The 26,795-nt window shown below is 35.2% G+C and carries 16 protein-coding genes; 14 read left to right on the top strand and 2 right to left on the bottom strand.

The window, feature by feature from the left end; genetic code table 11:
• Window positions 1–79: 79 nt before the first annotated feature.
• The 3 genes from Q1A60_RS04900 to Q1A60_RS04890 are packed head-to-tail and all read left to right on the top strand — an operon-like array spanning window position 80 to window position 5,582.
• Window positions 80–2,386: a TonB-dependent receptor gene (locus Q1A60_RS04900; RefSeq protein ID WP_299767301.1), complete on the top strand. Its 2,307-nt coding sequence runs from the start codon at window positions 80–82 to the stop codon at window positions 2,384–2,386.
• Window positions 2,387–2,425: 39 nt separating this feature from the next.
• Window positions 2,426–4,483 (top strand): thiamine pyrophosphate-dependent enzyme, encoded by a 2,058-nt coding sequence (locus Q1A60_RS04895; protein ID WP_299767302.1) that lies wholly within the window; start codon window positions 2,426–2,428, stop codon window positions 4,481–4,483.
• Window positions 4,473–5,582, top strand: coding sequence for a NeuD/PglB/VioB family sugar acetyltransferase (locus Q1A60_RS04890; protein WP_299767303.1), 1,110 nt, complete (start codon window positions 4,473–4,475; stop codon window positions 5,580–5,582). Before Q1A60_RS04895 ends, Q1A60_RS04890 begins: the two co-directional genes overlap by 11 nt.
• 65 nt (window positions 5,583–5,647) lie before the next feature.
• Here the strand turns inward: Q1A60_RS04890 and Q1A60_RS04885 are convergent, their stop codons facing one another.
• Window positions 5,648–7,018: a capsule assembly Wzi family protein gene (locus Q1A60_RS04885; protein WP_299767304.1), complete on the bottom strand. Its 1,371-nt coding sequence runs from the start codon at window positions 7,016–7,018 to the stop codon at window positions 5,648–5,650.
• Window positions 7,019–7,156: 138 nt separating this feature from the next.
• Between Q1A60_RS04885 and Q1A60_RS04880 the strand changes: the two genes are divergently transcribed.
• The 5 genes from Q1A60_RS04880 (at window position 7,157) to Q1A60_RS04860 (ending at window position 11,217) form a co-directional block, all read left to right on the top strand.
• Window positions 7,157–8,011 carry an AraC family transcriptional regulator gene (locus tag Q1A60_RS04880; RefSeq protein ID WP_299767305.1) on the top strand — a complete coding sequence of 285 codons (855 nt, stop codon included), beginning with the start codon at window positions 7,157–7,159 and terminating at the stop codon, window positions 8,009–8,011.
• A gap of 92 nt (window positions 8,012–8,103) precedes the next feature.
• Complete coding sequence (locus tag Q1A60_RS04875) at window positions 8,104–8,454, top strand: hypothetical protein (RefSeq protein ID WP_299767306.1); 351 nt, start codon at window positions 8,104–8,106, stop codon at window positions 8,452–8,454.
• 2 nt (window positions 8,455–8,456) lie between these two features.
• Window positions 8,457–8,951, top strand: a complete 495-nt coding sequence (locus tag Q1A60_RS04870) for an anthrone oxygenase family protein (protein WP_299767307.1) — start codon at window positions 8,457–8,459, stop codon at window positions 8,949–8,951.
• A gap of 164 nt (window positions 8,952–9,115) precedes the next feature.
• On the top strand, window positions 9,116–9,946 hold the full coding sequence (locus tag Q1A60_RS04865) for an NAD(P)H-binding protein (RefSeq protein WP_299767308.1): 831 nt from the start codon (window positions 9,116–9,118) through the stop codon (window positions 9,944–9,946).
• A 188-nt stretch (window positions 9,947–10,134) separates the two neighbouring features.
• Window positions 10,135–11,217 carry a DUF2652 domain-containing protein gene (locus Q1A60_RS04860; protein ID WP_299767309.1) on the top strand — a complete coding sequence of 361 codons (1,083 nt, stop codon included), beginning with the start codon at window positions 10,135–10,137 and terminating at the stop codon, window positions 11,215–11,217.
• Between the two features lie 15 nt (window positions 11,218–11,232).
• On the opposite strand, the gene holA is transcribed toward Q1A60_RS04860, so the two are convergent.
• Complete coding sequence (gene holA / locus Q1A60_RS04855) at window positions 11,233–12,237, bottom strand: DNA polymerase III subunit delta (protein ID WP_299767310.1); 1,005 nt, start codon at window positions 12,235–12,237, stop codon at window positions 11,233–11,235.
• 36 nt (window positions 12,238–12,273) lie between these two features.
• On the opposite strand from holA, the gene Q1A60_RS04850 reads away from it, so the two are divergent.
• From Q1A60_RS04850 to Q1A60_RS04825, 6 genes are all read left to right on the top strand, one after another.
• Window positions 12,274–12,723, top strand: a complete 450-nt coding sequence (locus Q1A60_RS04850; RefSeq protein ID WP_299767311.1) for a type I restriction enzyme HsdR N-terminal domain-containing protein — start codon at window positions 12,274–12,276, stop codon at window positions 12,721–12,723.
• Between the two features lie 45 nt (window positions 12,724–12,768).
• Window positions 12,769–13,770 (top strand): glycosyltransferase family 2 protein, encoded by a 1,002-nt coding sequence (locus tag Q1A60_RS04845; RefSeq protein ID WP_299767312.1) that lies wholly within the window; start codon window positions 12,769–12,771, stop codon window positions 13,768–13,770.
• A gap of 79 nt (window positions 13,771–13,849) precedes the next feature.
• A complete protein-coding gene (locus tag Q1A60_RS04840) occupies window positions 13,850–14,719 on the top strand; it encodes an OmpA family protein (RefSeq protein ID WP_299767313.1) in 870 nt (289 codons plus the stop codon).
• Between the two features lie 320 nt (window positions 14,720–15,039).
• Window positions 15,040–20,019, top strand: coding sequence for a M14 family zinc carboxypeptidase (locus Q1A60_RS04835; protein ID WP_299767314.1), 4,980 nt, complete (start codon window positions 15,040–15,042; stop codon window positions 20,017–20,019).
• Between the two features lie 14 nt (window positions 20,020–20,033).
• Complete coding sequence (locus Q1A60_RS04830; protein WP_299767315.1) at window positions 20,034–20,240, top strand: PID-CTERM protein-sorting domain-containing protein; 207 nt, start codon at window positions 20,034–20,036, stop codon at window positions 20,238–20,240.
• A 271-nt stretch (window positions 20,241–20,511) separates the two neighbouring features.
• Window positions 20,512–26,795 (top strand): choice-of-anchor D domain-containing protein (locus Q1A60_RS04825; RefSeq protein ID WP_299767316.1); only part of this gene is annotated, 6,284 nt, incomplete at its 3' end.

The following is a 26,795-nucleotide window of genomic DNA, read 5'->3' as shown; positions in this document are numbered from 1 at the left end:
AAACACTACTCAAGCTAGTTATATCACAAGAGAAAAATCAGTGATATAGGGATTGTATTGAGTAAAAATTAAAAAAACCATGTTTAAAAACATACTTTATGTCGTACTATTCTTAGTGATGAGTACTACATATGCAACCGAAACCGAGACTAAACTAATAGATCCAATAACGACAGCTTTGCATGAAATAAATGGAGTTGTTAAGGACAGCCAGACTGATCTCCCTCTTGAAGGCATCGTTGTCTATAATAAAACATCAGGAACATATGCATCATCCAATATTTCTGGATATTATAAATTAAATGATATTTCTGTAGGTGATGTTATTACTTTTTCAGGATTGGGTTATGCAAGCCAGGAAATCACAATTACCGAAACACAACTAGATACGATATTAGACATTCGTATGGAGGAAGCTGCGGTATCTTTAGATCAGATAGTATTAGTGTCTGAAGTAAATTCATTGACAAGTCTTGTCGATATAGATGTTCAGAATAATCCTGTAAAATCTGCTCAAGAGATTTTACGTAGAGTCCCTGGATTGATCATAGGGCAGCATGCTGGAGGAGGAAAAGCAGAACAACTTTTCTTACGCGGATTTGATATAGATCACGGAACAGATGTAGCCATAGATGTAGATGGGTTGCCTGTCAACATGGTTTCGCATGCACATGGTCAAGGATATGCCGATCTTCACTTTGTCATTCCAGAAACAATAGATAATATAGATTTTGGAAAAGGCCCTTATTATGCAGATAAAGGGAACTTTAATACTGCTGGTTATGTAAGTTTAAAAACTAAAAAAGCAATAGATGAGAATTTGATTTCTTTAGAAGTAGGACAGTTTAATACTGTGAGAGCTGTTAGTCTGATTAAGCTATTAGATGGAGAATATAGCAATGCTTATTTTGGATCAGAACTGGTACTTACTGATGGTGTCTTTGACTCTCCTCAGGATTTTAACCGTATCAATGTGATGGGACGTTATAACTTCAATAATTTTGACGATGAAGAATTAACTCTTTCTGTTTCTCACTTTCAAAGTAAATGGAATGCTTCAGGGCAAATTCCACAGCGAGCTGTAGATCAAGGATTAATTTCTAGATTTGGAGCTATTGATGATACTGAAGGAGGGCTTACAAGCAGATCAAACATATGGCTTAATCATAGAAAACAGTTGAGTGAGCATCAAGAATTAAAGACAAAAGCATTCTTATCTCGATATAATTTTGAACTCTACTCTAACTTTACTTTTTTCTTAGAAGATCCAGAAAATGGAGACCAGATTCGTCAGCAAGAAGGGCGTACTCTCTTTGGAGCAGAAACGGTCTATGAACATACCTTTGACCAAAAGAATGAACGTAATAGATTGCGCTTTAATGCTGGATTAGGGTTTAGATATGACGACAATAATGATGTAGAATTATCACGTACACGTGATAGAAGAGTACTCTTAGAAAGACTTGCATTTGGTGATATAGACGAAGTAAATGCATATGGATTTGCAAGTGCTACGTATAAAGTAGGAAATTGGACATTCAACCCTGGACTACGTATTGATTATTTCGAGTTTGATTATGTAGACTTTTTAAATCCTTTTGGTTTCTTAAATCCTGATTTAGATATAGATAATATAAGTGAAGATGACGTTATTTTCAGTCCAAAATTTAATACCGTATTTACACCAAATTCGCAATTACAACTCTTTGCAAAAGCAGGTTTTGGATTTCATTCAAATGATTCTAGAGTTGTGACTGCAGGAACTGGAGAAGAAACGCTTCCTTCTGCTTTTGGAGTAGATTTAGGTACTATTGTAAAACCAGTAAATGGATTAGTATTAAATGCAACATTATGGGGACTTTCACTTGAGCAAGAGTTTGTATATGTAGGTGATGCTGCTGTAGTAGAACCAAGCGGTAGATCAAGACGATTAGGTGTAGAATTTGGAGCGAGATATCAAATTAACAAGTGGTTATATGCCAATGCAGATGTTAACTATACCTATGCCAGAAGTATCGATGAAGTAGATGGACAAGACTTTATTCCACTAGCTCCAGATCTTACCTCATCTGGAAGTATAACAGTACAAAACTTAGGAAAGTTTTCTGGAAATTTATCGTATAGATATATCAAAGACAGACCTGCAAATGAAGATAATTCTATTGTAGCAGAGGGCTACTTTGTCACCGATTTAAATGCTAATTACGCGTTTGCGAAAGGTTGGAATATAGGTTTAATTGTAGAAAACCTATTTGATACCGAATGGAACGAGACACAATTTGCAACAGAGACTCGATTATTTAATGAAGCAAATCCAGTTGAAGAGATCACGTTCACTCCTGGGACTCCATTTTCCGCTAGAGTCAAATTATCTGTGACATTTTAATAGAAGTCTAGATATTGCATCATATATAAAAGTATAAATATGGCAGTAGTAACTATAAATAACAAAACATATACAAATACAACTGCCATCTTTAAAAAAGATAAACAATCCTCATATACGCATTTTCAGGAACATCTAATGACAGAAAAAACTAGACATAGAATCATTAAAAAAAGCCTCCTTATTCGTTCGGTAGAGCAAAAGCTTTTAGAACTTTTTCAAGATGGTAAAATTAATGGAACTGTACATACTTGCATAGGGCAAGAATTGATAGGAGTATGTGCTGCAGAATTTCTAAAAGATGATGATCATGTGTTATCAAATCATCGCGGGCATGGGCATTTTTTATCTCGTAATGAAGATTTAGTGAGTTTCTTCTCAGAATTAATGGGAAGAGAAGGTGGTGTGTGTGCTGGTATTGGGGGGAGCCAGCATTTCTACACACACAATCATATTTCCAATGGTATTCAAGGAGGAATGACACCTATTGGTGTAGGTATCGCATTAGCTAATAAGATTAAGGTAAATGATAACCTTGTTGTATGTTATATTGGTGACGGAACGTTAGGAGAAGGTATCATTTATGAAGCCTTTAATTTAGCCTCCCTATGGGAACTCCCTATTGTATTTGTTCTCGAAAATAATAAAGTAGCACAATCTACTTCTATAGAACAGACATTCTCTGGATCTATAAAAGATAGAGCCATTGGTTTTGGGTTAGAATACCTAACATCCAATACGTGGGATATTGCACATTTGCTTACCACTTTTGAAAAAGCTACTACGCTTTCGCGAAAAGATAAAAAGGCCGTTTTTGTTGAAGTAGATACCTATCGTCTATACTCACATTCTAAAGGAGATGATAACAGAAATCCTGAAGAGATTAAACAGTATGAAATAAAAGATATTCTAAATAAAGAATTAGAAAAAAACAGTGACGCGTTAGTGCCTGTACTTCTAGAAATAAATACTCAAATTAATGAAGCATTAGATAAGGCACAACGTTCTCCGTTTACAAATAATATTCTTCCTATACCTTCTGCGCATAGCAAGGTAACCTATTCAAAACAAGAAGAAGTTCAAAGTGATAAAAGAATAAATGAATTAATTCATGAAGCATTGCGAACACAATTTGAAAAGGAAGAAAACACCATTATGTTAGGAGAAGATATTGAATATGTAACTCCATGGACATCATCTCCATATGGAGGTGCATTTAAAGTTTCTAAAGACTTAAGTGAGCACTTTAGTAATGTAAAAAACACTCCTATTTCAGAGGCAGCTATTACGGGAGTAGGTACTGGTTTATCAATAGGAGGCATGCTCCCTATTATCGAAATCATGTTTGGCGACTTTATGACGCTAACATTTGACCAATTGTATAATCATGCATGTAAATTTCATAGAATGTGTAACGGTCAAGTATCTATTCCTTTAATAATTAGAACTCCTATGGGAGGAAAACGAGGGTATGGCCCTACGCATAGTCAATCACTAGAAAAACATTTTTTAGGAATTACGGACTTATCTATAGTTGCGCTTAATTATAGAATTCCGCCAAAAGATATATATCAAGCTGTTTTTACAGAGACCAATCCTACCATTGTTATTGAAAACAAGGTATTATATACCAAACGTATCCAAAAACAAGCACTTATAGGCTATGACGTTGTAGTGAGTAATGAAAAGTATCCTACGGTGAAAATAACTCCTCAAAATAGAGTGCCAGATATTACTGTACTCTGTTATGGAGAACTATTAGAAGATGTTGAAAAGGCAGTAGAGCTTGCTTTTGAAGAAGAAGAAATTCTTTGTGAGATTATTTGCACTACGCAAATCAATCCTATAAATATAACACCTATTATACAATCTATAGAACATACACAAAGTCTATTAACTGTAGAAGAAGGAACAAATATCGCATCCTATAGCTCAGAAATTGCAGCATTAATTATGGAACGTAATATACCTCTCAAAGCATTTAATAGAATAGCAAACAACAATATTATACCTAGTTCATATCAATCTGAATTGAATGTCATTCCTAATGAAAATTCAATTTTAACAAAAATAAAAGAAACCTATTATGCAAAATAATGTAGCTCCCATTATTGTACGTAAAGAAGGCGTTAACGACGATTTTTATAAAGTGATAGAATTATACACAGATCATGGATCATGGGTAGAAGAAGGTGATCTAATACTCTGTTTTGAAACATCTAAAACAGCTATTGATATAGAAGCTCCTACTAAGGGATATGTATTTTTTGATGCCAATGAAAATGAAGAAATATCTATTGGTCAAACGATTGCTGTCATCGCAGAAGAAGAAACATTTTCTTATAACGACTGGTTTCGGTTTGTAAATAAACCAAAAGAAATTAAAAAAGACACCCAAGACAAAACCATAAAAATCTCAAAACCTGCACAAAAATTAATAGATCAACATACTATTGATATTGCCGTTTTTAAAGGTCTATCTATGATTACTCGTGCAGATGTAGAAGATTATATACATAGTTTACATTCCCCCAGTACTGTAGATGACATCCAATTAGATAAAGGGAGTGTGCTCATATTTGGTGGTGGAGGTCATGCAAAAGTGTGTATTGAAATTATTAAACAAACTAAAACACATACTATGATTGGAGTGGTAGATGATAATATTCCACTAAACACTCCTGTTTTAGATATTCCTGTTATTGGAAATTTACTAACCGTAGATCAACTTGCACAAAAAGGACTTCAAAATATTATTTTAGGAATAGGAGGTGTTTTACGTAAAGGAATGCGAAAAAAGATATTCCTATCGCTAAAAGAAAAAGGGCTCTACGTACCTAATATTATACACCCATCTGCTTCGGTTGAACCTTCTGTACAATTAGGTGAAGGAAATCAAATCATGCAAGGAGCCATTATAGGAAGTAATGTAACAGTTGGTAATAATTGTATTATCAATTCTGGAAGTATCATCTCTCATGACACTGTTATAGGTGACAATGTACATATTGCTCCAGGTGCTATTATTGCGGGAGGAGTTACAATCAAAGAAGATAGTATTATAGGAATGGGGGCTACTATCTTTTTAGGGCTTACTATTGGTAAGAATGTAGTTATTCAAAATGGAACCCATATATTTACTGACATCGAAGATCATAGTCATATCAAAAAAGATATTACCGGATTAGATGAATAGTTATAGGGATTCCTTTTTATGATGTATTCTAAATATTTATAACTTCCCCATAGAACTATTTCTAGTTAAAAAGTATACCTATACCCTATTCCTACACCGAAAAATGTATCTCGATTTTCGTTAAAATCGGCGCCTATCTCTGCACTAAAGACGCCTATATTTTCTACTGGAAGTAGTGTTTTAAAATAACTATACACAAAAGTATCTCTAGGAGATCTAGGCACTGCAAATGTTCCTAAATTCTCAAGATATGTAAGCTTTAATTGATAGTTTAGCTTCCAAAAACCTCCTGCGACTCCTAAATGGTGCGCTATACTTCTATTATTCGTGGCATTACTTAACCCTTCTACACTTGGAGCTATTGTTATAAAAGGCAAGCCTATAGTTCTCCCTTCATACGTCCATCCAGATCTATATGTGCCATTGATAAAGTAGTTATCGCCTCCGCTTTGTTGCCCTCCATTTTGAACAGCTCTAGGACTACCACTTTGAGATACTGTTTGAACATATTCATATAAAAATGTTTTAAACAATTTAGAAGATTTAGGAGATACAGAAATACCCCAAACCCCATCAGGGAAGTTATTGAGTTCTATACCAGAACGGTCTTCAAATAGTGATTGATAGTAGACATCAAAATCTATTCCATCAGTATTTCTTTTCTTATACTCAATACTATAAGAACCTATATGGTTTCCTAATGCATTTACTTGATCTCCAAAGCTAGCATTTTCTCCTCCGCCACTTCCAAAAAAGATCTTTACTAAATCAGATAACCCATCAGGTTGTTCTCCCCGCAAAGGAGAATTCCCTCCCCATTGTGCAACATGTTGCAATCCAAAACGTAAACTACTACTCGTACTGATATCCCAATTAAAATATATGTTTTTATAATGTACATTTACATTATCTACAAAACGATCATCATTAAGCATAAAATGTGCAATAGCACCATCTACCGATACATTTTTAAACAATGTAATTGGAGATGCATTTTGAATGATAATACCTGGTAATGCACGTGTATTTGATGAAAATAAAATATTTCTTCTTACACTAGATAATTCATAGGTGTTATCAGTAAAATCTTTGGATCCCACTGTAATATCAATCCATGAATTTTTAAAACGTGCATACAACTCAGCTCTTTGCACACTAGGATCTATTCCATCACGTCCAACTCCCGATGCTTTAATAACTATAGAACTATTAGGAGATAAGGCGTAGTCCGCTTTCGCGAAAGCGTATACCAATCCATTTGTCTCGGGTCCCAATCGTCCATATGTATTTGTAAATGTCCAAAATGGCAATTCTTCGTTAGATAGATATCCGAAGGCCTCAACGCCTCCGCTAAAGACAATATTATCCTGTTCTTGTGACCATATAAAAGTGCTAATTCCTATAGTGAAAAGTATTGAAAGGAGCCGTTTATGCATATGTAGAAAATTTTTCTAAATATAGTAATACAAACTTTTAAAATAGGTTTTTTTAGTATTTTTAAAGATGTATAGATTGTGAATAATTAACAATGCGCCACCTTAGCATGCATTTATACGATACTTTTACAAAGACTCATGACACGTGATTTTATACATATCAATGACTTTATCATTTTGGTAGAAGAAGCCCAAGCTACTACTCAAGAAGTAGATGCATGTCATTTTGAAGAGCCTCTTATTGCTGTTGCATTTTATGGTTCTGGAAATGTAGATCTTGCCGTTAAATATGGTCAAAAAAACAAAGAATTTAAACATACAAAAGGCTTGGCTCTCTCCTTTTATGCAGATGACCAAGTAACCTTTGAACATACTATCTCACCTCATAAAAACTTAGAATGTATTGTTGTGGCTACGGCATTGCGTAATCTGGATCAATTACCTCATCAAGAAGGTGAAATTTTTAAAGATGTATTGCAAGAGTTAGTGCATCCCAAAGATCATTATGTAGAAGGACCAAGCTTCTTTATGACCCCAGACATGCAACGCATTGTAGATAATATCTTTGCAAATCAATATGAAGGGAAAACAAAAATGATGTTTTTTAGAAGTCAGATTACGGCACTTCTCTCTCACTTCTTTGGTCAGCTAGCCCTTTTGCAAGAAACATCCTCAAGATCAAATCACTGTGACAAACTCAATCAAGTGAAAGATATTCTTATAGGCGATTTAGAAAACCCGCCATCACTTACAGAACTTTCTAAACAAATTGGTCTCAATACGACCAAACTGAAAAAAGAGTTTAAAGCAGTATTTGGAGTTCCTGTGTTCAAATACTTACAAAATGAACGTCTTTCTACAGCACACTCCCTTATTAGTGAACAAAAAGCAACAGTGCAAGAAGCTGCTTGGCAAGTAGGCTATGATAGTTTGAGTTCTTTCTCTAATGCGTTTGCTAAAAAATTTGGTTACAGACCCAGTCAAATCAAATAATGCACTTTTCGAACAAATCAAACTTCCGCCCGAATAAATGATTCGAGTCATCTCCCCGCATCTTTGTATCATCAAAATAACAAACAAATACAATGATGACAACACTGATAAAACTCATAATTGGGATTACACTATCACTCACTACCTCTTCTGAAACTTCTTATATAAGATCAGAAAATATAGCCGCTATAGCATCTAAAAGTACGAAAGCAGACACTACAAAAGTAGCAGCATATCGCATACTCGATAACAAATGCAACACCTGTCATATAAAACGTAATAAGAGACGTGTATTTACTCTAGAAAACATGACGTCTTGGGCAGATGATATCTATACGCAGGTATTTGTCAAAAAGAGAATGCCTAAAGGCAAGAAAATAAAGCTCACTCATACAGAATATCAACAATTACTAACGTGGATTACGACCGCACAAAATCAATAACTATGGAAGTTTCATTCAAAACCTGGATACTATTAATAAGTACCTTATGCACAGGACTAACCGCGGGTTTATGCTTTACCTGGTCTAATGCCATAACACCTGGGATAGGAAGGCTAGATGATCTTAGGTTTTTACAGTCATTCCAAGCCATGAATCGAGCGATTATCAATCCAAGCTTTCTGATTGTATTCTTTAGTCCTGTAGTATTACTTTTTATAAATGTTTTTCTACATAAAGGCACTAGCAAAGCAGCATTTTGGTCCTTCTTAGTAGCTGCTATTGTCTTTTTTATAGGCATAGGATTGATCACTATTTTCAAGAATGTTCCGCTTAATGAAATGCTGGACAAAGTTTCTTTAGAAATGCTATCTACTATCGAGTTGAAAGACTTACGAGAAACCTTTGAAAAACCATGGAACCGTTGGCATATACAACGTACCATCGCTTCTTTTACGGCATTTGCTTTATTAGTTGTAGGAATTATATACACAAAATAATAACGCTGTATACGCTTTCGCGAAATCGAGCTTGCGAGACCTGCCTGCCGGCAGGCAGGTTCACGACCAGAGGGAGAGCAAAGCGATAAAGCGTACTCAAGAGGATTCATCATTCACATCAAAAAACAAATTACATCAATTCATATTTATAAAAACGAACAAACATGAAATCAGAAAACATCTTAGTCATCGGAGGAACTGGAAAAACAGGAAAAAGAATTGTACAACAACTTCAAGAACTTGGACATCACGTACGTGTGGGATCAAGGTCTAGTGAACCATCATTTGACTGGCATCAACCAGAAGGTTGGGCAGAAGCATTAGAAGGAATGGACAAAGTGTATATTACCTATCAACCTGACTTGGCTGTTCCTGGCGCTTTAGCAGCCATAGAACAATTAGTAAAAGAAGCAAAAAAAGCTCGTATTAAAAAACTGGTATTATTATCTGGAAAAGGAGAACGTGAAGCTCAATTGTGTGAACAAGTAGTGATTCATTCTGGAATAGCATATACCATTGTACGTGCTAGCTGGTTTAATCAAAATTTTAGTGAAAGTTTCTTATTAGAGCCTATCTTAGAAGGTGTTGTCGCATTGCCTCAGGCAGAAGCTCAAATTCCATTTGTAGACGTACATGATATTGCTGCCGTTGCTGTACAGGTATTACTAGACGAAAAGCATAATGGACACATTTACCAGCTCACAGGATCACGTATCTTAACATTTAAAGATGCTATCACTGAAATTGCACACGCTAGTCATCGTGAGATTACATTTATTCCTGTATCAATCACTGAATATAGAGAAGGAATGCGCAAAGCAAATCTTCCTGAAAACTTCATATGGCTCATTGAATATTTATTTACCGAAGTATTAGGGAATCCGAGCAACTCAGAAATTACATATGATATTGAAAAGATACTGGGTAGAAAAGCTATTGATTTTAATGAATATGTACAACAAACAGCAGCTACAGGTATTTGGAATAAGGAATAACCCGATACCAATCAAATGAATGACATCCAGAAACAGCTGTATAGTTTCTGGGTATTTTTTAAAAGATTATATCATGAGAATTAAGGCTTTTCGTGATAAATAATATAGTTTATCAACGATGATGATAAATTAACCAATCTTTTACGACTAACCGAAAAATCATGTTTGATTATTAATATCTTTAGCGTATGCCAAAATCTTTACTCTTCATTCCAGACATTTCGGGATTTACAAAATTTGTCCAAACTACAGAGGCAGAGCATAGTCAGCATGTAATAGCAGAGCTTTTAGAAGTACTTATAGAAGCAAATACGCAACAATTACGACTTGCCGAAGTAGAAGGCGATGCCTTATTTTTTTATAAAGAAGGACAAGTGCTTTCTCAAGAAAAGCTCTTAGCGCAAATTGAAACGATGTATACAGCATTTTATAGTCATCTTAAACTACTAGAAAAAAATAGAATTTGTCCTTGTATGGCATGTGCAAGTGCTATACATCTAGAACTTAAAATTGTAGCACATGTAGCTGATTTACAGTTTATAGAAGTGCAAAATAACCGAAAGCCTTTTGGAGAAGCAGTCATCAAAGCACATCGATTACTCAAAAATTCAGTGGAGAGTGATAACTATGTATTATTGAGTAAAGAACTCGCTACAGAAATTAAAATGCCATTAGATTATAAAAGTTCTTTATTTAGCTTTCGCGAAAGCGTAAACACCTATGATGATTTTCCTGTACATTATATCTATTCTGAAATTGCCGTTAATACACTAAAGCTACAACCCTTTCAACAAGGACAAACAGTTAATTTTTTACACGCTCCTAATCTTCAGTTTGAACGTACATTTCCTATAAATGCAGAGAAATTATTAGAAATGATCACTAATTATAGACATAGGCATTTGTGGGCTGAAGGCGCAGACGAAATTCATTATAATGAAAATGAAGTCACACGATTGGATTCTGAGCATATGTGTGTGATAGGAGGAAAACATTTTAATTTTAAAGTAGTGAGTAAACCGCCTAAAACAAATGAAATCGTGTATGGAGAATTTACAACAAGTCCTCCTCCTGTTGATGCTTTATATCAGTTTTTTAGTATTAAACCTATTTCTGAAAACAGTGCAACACTGACCGTAGAATTATTCTGGGAAGCGCGATCTATCTTCAAAAAAATAATGATCATATTACTTGCTAAAAAAGGATTCAAAAAGAATATTAATGCCTCCTTAGATAAACTACATGAAGTAATTGTAAGCGGTATTATCTAGCACCTAAATACTATATTACCCCATAATCTTAACAAGCAATTCTTTAAGCAAATCGGGAGTTGCAAAGGCACTTGCTCCTACGCCTTTACTTTTTACATCTGCTTCTCTTAAAAGTGCTATAGCGGCACTTACACGCTTCATAGGATAATGTCGTGCAGCTGTGGTATATTCTCCTATAAAGTAAGGATTCACCCCTAAGGTTTTAGCAACAGTTCCTTTGTCTTTTTGAGGAAGTCCATGATACTTTAATAAGTTAGAGAAAAAACCATACAAAGAAGATATGGTAAGCACCAATGGATTGTCTTTTGGGTTTTGTGAAAAGTATAAACTAATACGTTGTGCTTTTACAATATCCCGTTCTCCAACAGCTTTACGAAGTTCAAAATTATTAAAGTCTTTACTAATTCCTATATTTTCTTCAATCGCTTCAGGAGTAATCTCACTACCCTGAGGAAGGATAAGCATTAGTTTTTTAATCTCATTATTTACTTTACTAAGATCTGTACCTAAATACTCTACAAGAATATGTGCTGCTTTAGGATTAATTTGATAGCCCTTTTTTGTGACTACTCCTTGTAACCAATCCCCTACTTGATTTTCGTATAATTTTTTATTCTCGTAGTGAACCCCACTTTTCTTAAGTGCTTTTGCTAACGCTTTTCTTTTATCTAATTTTTTATATTTATAACATATAACAAGTACCGTAGAAGGTTGCGGGTTTTCTACATAAGAAGCAAGTTTATCTATGTTTCTAGAAAGATCTTGAGCTTCTTTTACAATCACAACTTGACGATCTGCCATCATAGGGTATCGCTTTGCATTACCTACAATATCATCTATAGTCACATCACGACCATATAAGACAACCTGGTTAAATCCTTTTTCAGATTCATCAAGGATATTTGCTTCTATATAATTAGCAATCTCATCAATAAAATAAGCCTCTTCTCCACTTAAAAAGTAAATAGGATGTATGATTCCATTTTGAAGATCTGACAGTATTTTTTTTGCGTTTTGCACTATTGAGGTTTCCTATAAAAAAAGTAATTTGCAGTCATGCAAGCACTCGATTTTCCAGCGTATGACTTTCGACTCAAAAATAGCGAAAACAAACCGTATATTTTTGACCCTATACGTAAAAAATTTATACATCTTACTCCAGAAGAATGGGTGCGACAACACGTATTGCAATTTCTGATTCAAACAAAAGGCTATCCAGCTAGTCTTATTAACGTTGAGAAAGAAATCAAAATCTATGATACCAAAAAACGATACGATATTGTTGTTTTTAATTCTGATGGAAGCATTTTTTTAATTGTAGAATGTAAACGCCCCAATGTGACGATCACACAAACCACATTTGATCAAATTGCGAGGTATAACTTAACATTACAAGCCAAGCTTTTAATGGTTACTAACGGCTTACATCATTACTATTGTGCGATGGATTTTGAACAAGAACGTTATCAGTTTTTAAAAGAAATTCCTAATTATACTATAAAATGATGCTTGGTATGCTTTCGCGAAAGCAAAAACCCTTTTATTTGCAACGTGAAAACAGCAATTGTCATACTTAACTGGAATGGTCGTGAATTACTAGAGCGTTTTTTAGAAGGCGTGGTGATGCATAGTGCTCATCTAGCAACTATTTATGTAGCAGATAATGCTTCTACAGATACCTCGGTTGCCTACTGTCAAGAACATTTTCCTAAGGATGTAAAGATTATTCAAAATAAAGAAAACGGAGGCTACGCCAAAGGGTATAATGATGCTTTACGCCATGTAGAAGCAGATCTTTATGTATTACTCAATAGTGATGTACACGTAGAAAAAGGGTGGTTAGAACCCATGCTTTCTGTTTTTGAAACAACACCTTCTATTGCTGTAGCACAACCAAAGATTAAAGATTTAAAACGCCCTACTCATTTTGAATATGCAGGCGCTGGTGGTGGCTATATTGATGCTTTAGGGTATCCATATTGTCGAGGACGTGTTTTTAATAACTGTGAAGAAGATACTGGACAATATAATGACACAGTAGATGTACAATGGGCAAGTGGTGCTTGTCTCTTTATAAGAGCAACTCAATATTGGGACGTAAACGGTCTCGATGAAGACTTCTTTGCGCATCAAGAAGAAATAGATCTTTGCTGGCGTATTAAGAATAAAGGACATCGTATTGTGGCAGTAGGAACAAGTGAAGTATTTCACTTAGGAGGCGCAACGCTTTCTTCAGCAAATCCTAAAAAAACATTTTATAATTTTAGAAACACTCTTTTTGCTTTAGTAAAAAATAGTGCTGGCATGACATATATAGTATTGATTTTAATTCGTCTTCTTCTAGATGGAATTGCGGGCATTAAATTCCTACTAGAAGGAAAACCAAAACATGTCTGGGCGATTATAAAAGCACATATTAGTTTTTATAGATACTTCCCTAGTTTACTTAAAAAACGAAAAGTACTTGAACAACATCATGATTATTATCAAATAGGGTCTATTGTTTTTCAATATTTCATAAAAAAGAAGAAGACCTATAGCGATATTTTATAAAAACGATAAAAAACTGTTAATCGCTATTTTAACATTTTCCTTTTTGGTACTTTTGAGTATAACTTGAAATACCCAGAATATGAAACGTATACTATTAGCAAGTTGTGCAAGTTTACTATTACTTGCCTCTTGTGTATCAAAAAAAGAATATGCTGCTCTTGAAGCAAGACAACAGGAAACTCAAGACTTACTTAACTCTGCCACTGTAAAATTAAATTCTTGTTTAGAAGAAAAAGCTAGCGCAACGACACGTGTCGCTTCTCTAGAAGAACGTATCGCTGAATTAAGAAAAGATAAAAATGAGCTTATTCAAAGTTCTAAAGATTTAACAGTTCTTACGCAACAAGGCGCTACTAATCTGGAAAAGTCTCTTGAAAGCCTTAAAGAGAAAGATTTAAAAATAAATCGTTTACAAGATGCACTTACAAAGAAAGATAGTGTTACACTAGCCTTAGTAACAAGTCTTAAGAAAGAAGTAGGTCTAGATGATCAAGACATTGAAATAAATGTTGAAAAAGGAGTTGTATTTATATCACTTTCTGATAAAGTACTCTTTAAAACAGGAAGTTATAAAATTACAAACAGAGCCAAAGAGATTCTTGGTAAAGTAGCCACCGTAATTAATGGGAAACCAGATTTTGAAGCCTTAGTAGAAGGCCATACTGATAATGTACCCTATAAGAGTGGTGTGTTACTCGATAACTGGGATTTAAGTGCTAAGCGTGCAACTGCCATCGTACGTGCTTTGGTAGAATTAGGAGCTAATCCTGCACAGCTAATCGCAGCAGGAAGAAGTGAGTATGTTCCATTAGTACCAAATGACACGCCTGAAAACAAATCTACAAATAGACGTACTAAAATATACGTACTTCCTAAGATTGATCAATTCTATACGATGATAGAAGAAGAAATGAAAAACCTAGAGACTGGCGAAGACGGAGGAGAATAAGTATTTCTTAAAAATATAGTGTTAATTAAAAGACGGTTGCCATATGGTAACCGTCTTTTGTTTTATAATTATTGTACTGACTGAATATTAAACAGTTAACATCTATTATTTCTGAATGTTAATACATTTTGTACAAGCCTCACAAAACATTCATTTTTATCGTTGAAATACACAAAAAATAGGTTGAAATACAAATTTTAACATTTTTCATATGTATAGTTTCTAAATTTTATCTAGATTAGCACCACCCATATCATATATATATTATATAGTAACCCCAAATTACTTTGACTAACAACAACTACCTACTTAAAACAACTATGAAGAAAACTACCCTTAAGCGCACTGCTCTGGCATGTGCGCTATCGTTATGTTCTATTACTGGGCTTTTTGCACAAAATGGACATGATCATGATAATCATGATAATTTATCTGGCAAACGTATTCTATTAAAGAATCCAACCAAAAATCAATTAGTACAAGTTGCAGAACTTGGTTTAGACTTACACTGCGGAGCAAAACCAATTGGTGATGACTTAAGACTAGATATTTATGGAAGTGCATTACAAGAAATCAGTGCAATAGGACTTGATTATGAAATAGTAGAAGAAGATCTTTCTACCTTTTATGCTACAAGAGGTAAAGAAAAATTACCATTAGCCATACAACAACTAGAAGCTTTAAAAGTAAACTCACAAGGACAAAACAGATCTTTTAGTGAAATGGAGGCTATTATAGACAACCCAATTCAATATGATGAGTGTGCTGAATTTAATTGGGTCCCTCAAAATTTCCAATTAGGATCCATGGGAGGATGTCTTACGGTAGATGAGGCTTTAGCAGAATTAGACAGAATGAAATTATTATTTCCAGATCTTATTTCTACAAGAGCGTCTGCATCTGCTAACGGACTACAAACCAATGGAAATACAACAGGAAGTGGCACGACCGCTTCTGGTATCCCTATTGATTTTGATCCTCAAGATATCTTTTATGTGCGTATTTCTGATAACCCAGAAACAGATGAAGCAAACGAGCCAGAATCTTTAATTACTGGAATGATCCATGCACGTGAGGCAAGTAGCCTTATGAATATCATCTATTATATGTGGTATATCTTAGAAAATTACGATCAAGATCCTGTGATTAAAAACATGATTGATAATCAAGAACTTTACTTTGTTCCTATTATTAATCCTGACGGTTTAAGGTGGAACGAAATTGTTCAGGATGGAAATTCTGGAGGTGGACAACGTAAAAATTTACGTGACGGAGTAAATGACAATGGTAATGTAAATAATGGAAATGTATTAAGAGGGATCGATTTAAATAGAAATTCTGATTACTATTGGGGATTTGATGAAATAGGGTCTAGTAGCTTAACAAATAGAGACACCTATAGAGGAGACTCCCCTGGTTCTGAAAATGAGATTATGATTATGCAAGAATTTGTAGGTGATCATTCATTTGAAACAGCTATTAATCATCATGCAGGGTTGAACTCGATTGTAACAACTTCGTATAATGGAGATCCAAGTGCTTCATCAGGAAGAGAAGATGAGTTTCAAAACCTTATGCAAAATGTAACTCGTTATAATAGATATGTTCATGGTTCTGCTCCTAATACACTAACCAATGCCAATGGTGATATTAATGATTGGATGTTTGGAGGACCTGCAGTAGTATATGATCCTATAGGTCCACTTACAAGTAATCCATCTACAGGTTCAGGGCAAGGAATTATTACATTTTCACCTGAAAATGGAGATGAGTTTTGGCCAGACCCTACCGAGTTTATAACGATAGCCCAAAGAGCTATGCGTATAAATTTAATTACATCTCTAGCTGCCGGTAGATTTGCAAAATTATATGATCATACTGAAACGAATATTGATCAAATGAATGGTCAATTAGACTTTGCGGTTGAAAACATAGGACAAACCTATGATGATATTCCTAACACAACTACTAATTTCACATTACTTGTTGAAGCTGTTTCTGATAATATTACAATCACAACTCCTAGTGCTACTGCATTAGATGCCATGAATGTATTAGAACAACGTTTAGTAACTGCTGCATATACATTAGATCCTAGTATTCAAGCTAATGATCCTATAGAATATAAAGTAACACTAAGCAATGATATTCATACTATTTATGAAGCCACTTTCATAAAATATTATACCCCATCAGTAATTGTAACTGCAGATGGTATTTCAAACTGGAGTACAACTAGCTGGTCTGAAGTAACGACTGGTTTTAATGGAAGTACCAATGCAATTGCATCTACAACAACGTCATATGGAAATAGTAATGAAACGTTTGTAACCCTTACAAACCCTGTCGATCTAAGTGGTGTTGGCTCTGCAGTCATTCATTACAATGCTACTTGGGATATAGAGCGTAACTTTGACCTTGCACAATTAGAAGCTAGTACCGATGGAGGTGCTACATGGGTAGCGCTGTGTGGTAGACATACACGACCAGCTGCAACGAGAGCAACAAGTTTTCACTTAGCAAAAGGTGAAGCTGAAGAAAATTTTCAATCCCTAAATGGTACGTACATTTATGATGGAGATATGTATGTAGACACTACAGATGATGCCACAAATAATCCTACCGCAAAATGGGTATTAGAAGAGGTATATATAGACCCTACTAATAATCCTGGTATCATTGGTAATAGTAGCGTACAATTTAGATTCAAGTTTGCCTCCGATACTTCTAATAGAGCCGATGGATATAATGTAGAGTTTAGAGGGTTTAAATTTGATAATTTTAAAATTATCAATACGAGCATAGACGATAGAGATTGTTTAAATGGAAGTATTGCTGAATTTCCGTACAGAGAAAGTTTTGAAAACGGAACAGGTACCTTCTTTCAGGCTGGTGGTGATGATGGTGACTGGACATTAAATCTAGCTAGCCAAGGAACGCCTTCTGGTACAACTGGACCTGCTGGAGGCAATGGTGTTAAATCTATACACGAACAAAATTATGTATATACAGAAGCATCTACAAATGGCTTAGGATCTAATGCTACTACTATTTTACAAAGTAATTGTATAGATTTTACTAGTGAATATAATGATATAGACTTAGCCTTCCATTATCATAGATTTGGAACTAATTTTGGAAATAATAATGGAACACTAGATGTGCAAATAAGTGATGATGAAGGATTAACTTGGACGAATATAGTACCTCAGATATCTGGACCATCTGTAAATGCATGGCAAGAAGTCACTGAAGATTTAACGATATACTCAGGTAAAGTAGTTCTTATCCGATTTGTTGCCGTAACTGGCGATGGTTTCAGTAGTGACTTAGCGTTAGATAATATACGTATTACAGCTACTAAACAAGATTACATACATAGATTAGTAGGAGGGGTTCCTACTTGGGATCCTGCTGACCCGAGTGGAGTGGCTGGTCCTAATGATGATATTTTGGTATTATCAGGTAGCCCAACACTTGCAGCTAATACTACAGCTAATGATATTCTAATAAATGATGGTGCGACATTAGACTTAGGAGCAAACACATTAAGTACTACTGGTAATATAACCAATAATGGAACTTTAACAGCAAATAATGCGACAATTATTGCTCAAGGATCATTCTCCCATTCTTTTTCTGGGAATGCATTTGAAGTGGCACAATTAACAATGAATGCTGCTAGTACATCACTTAGTTTAGATACTGGAGTTACAGTGAATCAACTCTTGACATTATCTGACGGAGAATTAGTTACAAACAACAACCTTACCTTATCTAGCAATGCGACACAATCTGCAATGATAGATCAAGTAACTTCAGGAACCATAGCTGGTAATGTTACTATAGAACGTTTTGTTCCTGCGAGAAGAGCTTTCCGATTTGTATCTAGTCCAGTGACCACAACAACAAGTATATTAGAAAACTGGCAAGAAAACGGATCATCGGTTGCTGGCTTTGGAACACACATTACAGGTTCTACTACCGGTGCTAATGGATTTGATGCAACACCCTCTGGAAATCCATCGTTATTTACGTATGACAACAGTGCTACAACACCGGCATTGACTCCTATCTCAGATACAGATATGAACACCCTCACAGCTGGTGAGGCCTACCTCCTATTTGTTCGTGGAGATCGTACCATAGATGTCACCTCTAATAATGCTACCCCTACTGATACAAGATTAAGAGCAGAAGGTACTATTGTTACAGGTACAACAACTATAACAGGTGCTGATATAAACCACACTGCTGGAAATTTCAATCTCATTGGAAACCCATACCAAGCAACAGTAGAAATGAATGGTATCGTTACAGCTGCCACTAACATTAATACTAACCAGTATTATGTATGGGACGCTACATTAGGAGCACGTGGAGCATATGTGACAGTACTCCTTACAGGTACAGGTTCTACAAATGGTGCAGGATCTGATGCAAATCATTTCTTACAACCATGGCAATCTGCTTTTGTAACAACCGCTACAACTGTAGGTGACAATTCTACTTCATTAAGCTTTAACGAAAGTGACAAAATGGTAGGAGAAGACACTACAATCTTTTTATTAGAAGATGATCCTATTGCAAATAATGCACATATTATTGGACAATTATATAGAACTGAAGCTTTTAATGAAGGTGAAAAATTACAAGATAATTTTGTGATCTTATTCGCTCCTGATTTTAGTAATCAAATCACCTTAGAAGATGCGGAGAAGTTCTTTAATATTGATGAAAATATGGCCATCTCAAATGGAGATACTACACTAAGTGTAGAACGTAGAGCGATGCCAACATTAGATGATGAAATCCAATTATTTAATAATGCATATAGAACAGATGCCTATACATTACGTATAGAACAATCTGGACTTGAAGATGTAATTGCATATGCAGAAGATACATTTACAGGAGAATTATATGAGCTAGAAGAAGGAGAAAACTTTATAGAATTTACTGTAGATACATCTATAGAAGCAAGTATTGCTAGCGATCGATTTAGAATCATTTTTGAAGAAGAAGCTTTAAGCACAGAAGATACTTTTGTAGATGACATCACAATGTTCCCTAACCCATTAGAAGGTGATCAATTATTGATTACTTCAACACTATTAAGAGGACAAGAAGTTACTGTAAAGATTAATAACCTATTAGGACAAGTTGTATACAACAAGAGTCGTAGTTTTAATGGAAACAGTTTAGAAATAAACTCGCTAGCTACACTTACTGATGGAATGTACTTTGTTACCATCACAACCACTACTGGAAGTATCACTAAACGTCTAATCAAAAAATAAAAGCAATTATAATCATGAAAAATAAATATAGTATCAAATATCTTTGCTTTCTTGTATTTCTGATAAGTACACTTAGTATAACAACAGCTAATGCACAAATCACATTTCCTGACGACGTAGATGATGAAACACCAACGGCCCCTATCGACGGATTTGTTGGACTAGGAATTGCAGCCGGAATCTATTTTGGCGCTAGAAAAAGAATGACACGAAAAGAATAGCGTAATACATTTTTTCAATACATTTAAAAAGAGGGGGTTCACTATGAATTCCCTCTTTTTATGCTTTCGCGAAAGCGTATAAAGTCAAAATCGCTGTGAGATGTTAACTTTCTATTGTTAATAACTTCAAAAACATCGACGAAATACACAAATCATAGTCAAAAAACACAATTTTAACACTTTTTCTATTGTAGAGTTAAGAATTTTAGTAATTTAGTAGTCCCAAATCACTATAAAGTCCCCAAAGCTTTATAGCAACAAAACCTACAAAATGAAAAAAATTACTTCTTATAGTACGTTGTGTACTTTTATTTTAGTTGTTTTATTTTCAATTCAACCTTTATTTTCAAACAACCCAAACAGTGATTCATCTACAGATACTTCTGAAGATGAAACTTTTGCTTGTACTGGTGGTGGTCCTATCAATGCTTTTCCTTATGTCCAAAGTTTTAATAATACAATTGGCTTATGGACTCAAAATTCAGGTGATGATGACAGAAACTGGTCATTTGAAGTAAATAATACTGGTAGTACAAATACTGGTCCTGATTTTCCTACTAATGGAAGCCATTATCTCTTTTATGAAACTAGTAATCCTGTAAATACAGGAGACCTTGCTATTATAACAAGTCCATGTATTGATCTATCGGCAGAAACATCAGCTTTCTTTTCATTTGATTACCATATGTATGGTGCAAACATGGGAGATCTTGATGTTGAAGTAAGTAGTGATGCAGGGGGTTCTTGGACGAATGTGTTCTCTAGATCTGGGGAACAACAAACTGATGAGACAGATCTTTGGCTTAAAGCAAATATAAACCTCTCTGCTTATTTAGGAAATACAATAAATATCCGTTTTGTAGGTACGGCAGGGAATCCTAGAAGTGATATGGCTATAGATAATGTTAGAATAGATAGTTATTGTAGTTCAGAAGGTAGTATCGATTTTGCTAACGGAATTACTAATGTAAATTTTAATACCATAAATAGTCCATCTGCGCCTGATCCAAGTTATACTAATTTTTTAGCAATGTCTACAGATGTTACAATAGGCGATACACATACACTAACCGTAAATTTAAATACACTAGGTAATAATACTCACGTAACACGTGCTTGGATTGATTGGAATCAGAATAATGATTTTACAGATCCAGGGGAGCAATATGACTTAGGTACTGATACAAACCTAGCTGACCAACCAACATCCATTTCTCCTACTATTACAATCCCTTCTGGTGCTACTGTAGGTACAACCAGAATGAGGGTTGCTGCTCGTTTCAATGCTACCCCAAACCCTTGCGATAGTAATTATTTTGGAGAAGTAGAAGATTACACGATTAATGTCTTATCTGGTGTTCCTCAACCAGAAATGAATATCACTGGAATAGGAAATAATATACTTGATGGAGATACAACTCCATCTATTGTTGATGATACAGATTTTGGAAGTGTAGTCGTAGGAAATAATAATCCAAATACTTTTATTATTGAAAATTTAGGAGATCTAGCACTTAATCTTACGGGTGCATCTCCATATGTGACCATTACGGGTGCTGGAGCAACGCATTTTTCAGTTACTACAATCCCTAGTAATACGATCGCTATAGGAGGCACTACTACATTTGCTATTACGTATACTCCTACAGTAGGCGGAACTCACAACGCAACCATATCTATTGCTAATGATGATGCAAACGAAAACCCATATACCTTTAATATTACGGGTTCAGGTGTAGGTCCTGAACCAGAAATAGCAATTACTGGTATGGGTAATAATATTCTAGATGGAGATGTGACACCAAGTACAGTTGATGGAACTGATTTTGGTTTCCTGCTTCCAGGAAGTTCTACATTTAGTGACTTTATCATAAGTAATACAGGTACTGCAGATTTATTATTAACAGATCCTTCTCCATATGTAGCCATTACTGGTGCAGGAGCTGCAGAATTCACATTAACTACGATTCCAAATCCAACGATAAGTACGAGTGGAGGGTCGACTACGTTTAGAATCACCTATAATCCTGCTGCAGTAGGAACACATACTGCAACAGTTTCTATTGCAAACAATGATAGCGATGAAAACCCATATACTTTTGATATTTTAGGTGAAGCACAAGCTTCTTTAACCCCTGAAATAGATATTACCGGATTGACAAATCCAATTGCAGATGGAGATACAACACCAGCACTTACAGATGGTACAGATTATGGTACTATTGATGTAGGAACTATTAACACTAATGATTTTGTGATTGAAAATAATGGTTCTGGCCTATTAACTTTAACTGGGGTATCACCCTATGTAACTATTACGGGTGTAGATGCAGCACAATTCTCAATAGCGTCTATACCAAGTAACACCATTAATGCATCCGACAATACTACACTGCAAATCAGTTATGCCCCTGCACTAGCAGGTACACACAATGCAACAGTAACGATTCTTAATGACGATAGTAACGAAGGAACCTATACGTTTGATATTCAAGGAACAGCTGTGGTAAACACAGATCCATTAACCACTATTTATTATGAGAATTTTGATGTGAATGATGGAGGGTGGACTGCTACCAACCCTGGAGGAAATAGTGTTTGGACCTATGGTACCAATACAACTGAAACAGGTATAGAAGGAAATTATTGGTATACAAGTAATTATAACAATTACGCACCAAATTCAAATACGATTGTAACTAGCCCTGCGATAAGTACTTTTGGCTATAACAATCTTAAAATCCAATTAGATATACGCCATCTAACAGAATTTGACACACAAGATGGTTTCCATATGGAGTACTCTATTAATGGAGGCGCTACGTGGACACTCTTAGGGGCCTACTCTGCTTCTCCTATTGATAATTGGTATAATGTAGATGATGTAACTGCACTCGGTTCTGGAGCTGATGGATGGGCAGGTCGTAATAATGACACAGGATCTTCTGCTACACAATCATCTTTTGTAGAAGCTGCTATTGGATTACCAACATTATTAAATAATAGAAATAATGTGCGTTTTAGATTAACCTTTGCATCTGATAGTGATGGATTTACAGATGACGGAGCTTGTTTTGACAATATATTCATATTTGGAGACCCTTTAATTGCTCCTGGTGATCCAACTTTAGGACCTGGAGATGTGACTTCAAATCTGAAACTTTGGTTAAAGTCTAATGTAGGAATAGGAGAAACAGATGGGAATACGGTAAGTGCTTGGACAGACGAAGCTTTTGATAATGATGCTAGAGTTGCGAATCAAACAGCACCAACCTATTATGATAATAGTACAGAAAACATTAATCATAACCCTGTATTAAATTTTGACACTACAAATGATACAGAGTTAAAAGGAAAAGGAGGTTTTTATACAGACGAATACTGGATTGTAATGCAAGCCGATGGAAACATCAATAGTGGTTCAACACTAGAAGGTGTTATATCTGGTAGAGTAACTCCTCAGGATTTTGCAGAAGACGGAACAGGTTTCTGGATTAATCCAGGTTCTATACGTTTTAATGGTGTTGATAATATTGTAAGCCACATGATAGGATCTACCCCTGCCAACCTTGCTGGTGTTGATGGATTTAATTATGGAAGAGCGCATACAAGTAGTACAGATAGCTACAATAATGAAGTTATCATTTTTAATGTAAAGTACGATCCCATTTTAGATCAATCAGAAATCTATAAAAATGGTATCAGGATAGATGATTATACAGGTCGTACTTTTGATCAAGGTACTGGTGTTTCGGATGGGGAGTTACCATATGGTACTGTAAGAAATAATCCTTACACTATAGGCGTGGGTCGTATTACAGTAGCAGGAACACCTTTTGATTCTCACTTTAATGGGAAAATTACAGAAGTAATTAGCTATGCTGCTCCAAATTCTATTACAGATCAATTAAAAATACAATCCTATTTAGCGATTAAAAATGGGATTACAAATCATGATATCAATAGTACCACAGCTACTGATCTTGGTGATGAAAACTATATAGATTCTGATAATAATGTTATTTGGGATGTTGTAGCACATGCCGGTTTTAATTATGATATTGCTGGTATAGGAAGAGATGATGATTCAGGATTGAATCAAAAGCAATCTACATCGGTAAATCCAGGAACTCTCGTTACCATTGGGCTTACTGACATCTATGCTACCAATAATGAAAACATTACTACAAACACGAATACAATTGCGAATCAGAATTTCTTAATGTGGGGAAATGATGATGCCCCATTAGCAGCAGCCTCTCCTATTGTAGTTGACATGAGTGCTGGCGTGACGGGATTAAATTCTGTCGTAGATTTTGTATCTATAGAACGTATTTGGAAAATAGTAGAAACAGGATCTGTAGGTAGTGTAAAAGTATCAATTCCTGAGGTATCTTTATCATCTACATTAAACCCTCCTGGAGATTACTTAATGTTCGTATCAGATACACCAACATTTAGTCCTACTTCTGAGTATCGTATCATGAGTTTGAATGGTACAGAGTTAGAAGCAGAATATGATTTTAATGGAGTAAAGTATATCACATTTGGATATGCGCCAGAATATGTATTCCAACGTTCTATTAGTTTTGATGGAGTGCAAGATTACTTGGATGCAGGTGATGAGGATGAACTTGAACTTGAAGGCGCTTTTACGATATCAGCATGGATTAAGAGAATTAATAGTGATTACACCATTATCTCTAAGCGTGATGCTGCATTCTCTGAAGGATATGATGTTAGTCTAATTCCTTCAGGACAAGTAGAAATGTCTTGGTTTAATAGCTCTGGAACGGAAGATAACATACGTTCAAATACTACGATTACCGAAAATGAATGGCATCAATTTGCTTTCACCTATGATGGGACTGATACGGCTAGCGTATATATAGATGGCGTATTAGACAACACAGAATCAGGACTTAGTGCTCCTGTAGGAACTGCGCGATCTTTCTTAATTGCAGCTGCAGATGAAACAAATCCTGCAGATTTCTTTGAAGGAACGATCGATGAAGTGCGTGTATGGAATGTTGCATTATCTCAAGATCAGATTCGTTATGTAATGAATCAGGAAATAGAAGAGAATACAGATCTTACTGTAACTGGTAGAATCGTACCTCCTACGATTTCTAAAAATGAGTTTGCAACTACAGATTGGTCTGAAGTAGCTGCGTATTTCCCAATGAACATTTATACCTTTACTAATGTAAAGGATGAGTCAAACAACAATCTTATTGCTGCGATACGTAATCTAGATACGGTAGATTTTCAAACAGCACCACTTCCATATGTATCTCAAGCAGATGGAAACTGGGCAGATCAAGCCACATGGGAAAACGGAACTGGATTCCAAATTCCTGATGATGTCTCTATCGTAGATAATACAGTACGTGTAGATTGGAATATTGTGCAAACAGCACATAATGTTACTACACAAGAAAATAATACAGTGCTTGCACTAGATGTACAGGCGAATGAATTATCTATAGAAAATGATAGTAAGATTGAAGTGTCTCACTACCTTAAACTAGATGGTTTATTAGATCTTGTAGATGAATCTCAATTAATGCAAACAGAAAACAGTGATTTAGATATCACAAGTACGGGATCTTTAGAAAAAGATCAACAAGGTACAGCAGATACATATTCGTACAATATCTGGTCATCACCTGTGAGTGTTATCAATAGTTCTCAGATTAACCTACCTTATTCTGTAGGAAATATTATGAATGATGGTACAGATCCTAACAATCCATCAGTAATGAATTTTAGTGGAGGATTAAATGGCGCACCTTCCTCTCCTATCACGATTAGTGCATATTGGATGTTTAAGTATGGAAATGGTATTGAACAATTCCAATTTATTGGTCCCTTTGGAAGTGTAAGTGTAGGTGAAGGATATACGATGAAAGGTCCTGGATCAGGAGCGATTACAGATCCTCAGAACTATGTATTTGCTGGAAAACCTAATAATAGTACCGATGCACAATCTATTGTAGTGCCAGCCATTGCAGATAGAGATTATATTGTAGGAAACCCATTCCCATCGGCTTTAGATGCCAATGATTTTATTAATGATAACCCACATTTGGATGGTACAATATACTTATGGGAGCACTATGGAGGTGGAAATCATATCCAAGCAGATTACCAAGCTGGATATGCATTATATACACTTGCTGGAGGAACACCAGCGGTGAGTCATCCTGATGTATCAGATATAGGTAGTGGTACGAAGACACCAGAGCGTTACATTCCAGTAGGACAAGGATTTTTTGTTGCTGCCGATAGTGATGGTGATATTGTATTTAATAACACACAGCGTAATTTTGTTAGAAAAACAGGAGCTTCTATCTTCTTATTTGGAGAAGAAGAAGAAAATGATTCATCTATGGATCAACAACTAGATGATTCTGATTTGGATGCTCCAGACATGCGTGAGAAGTTTAGAATTGGTTTTGACTCTCCAAGTTTATATCACAGACAACTTCTTCTTACGGTAGATCCAACCACAACATTTGGGATAGATCGAGCGTATGATGGAGAAATTCAATT

This window comes from uncultured Dokdonia sp. (assembly GCF_947492535.1).
Taxonomy (GTDB): Bacteria; Bacteroidota; Bacteroidia; order Flavobacteriales; family Flavobacteriaceae; genus Dokdonia.
This window is presented reverse-complemented; position numbering and strand designations above follow the sequence as displayed.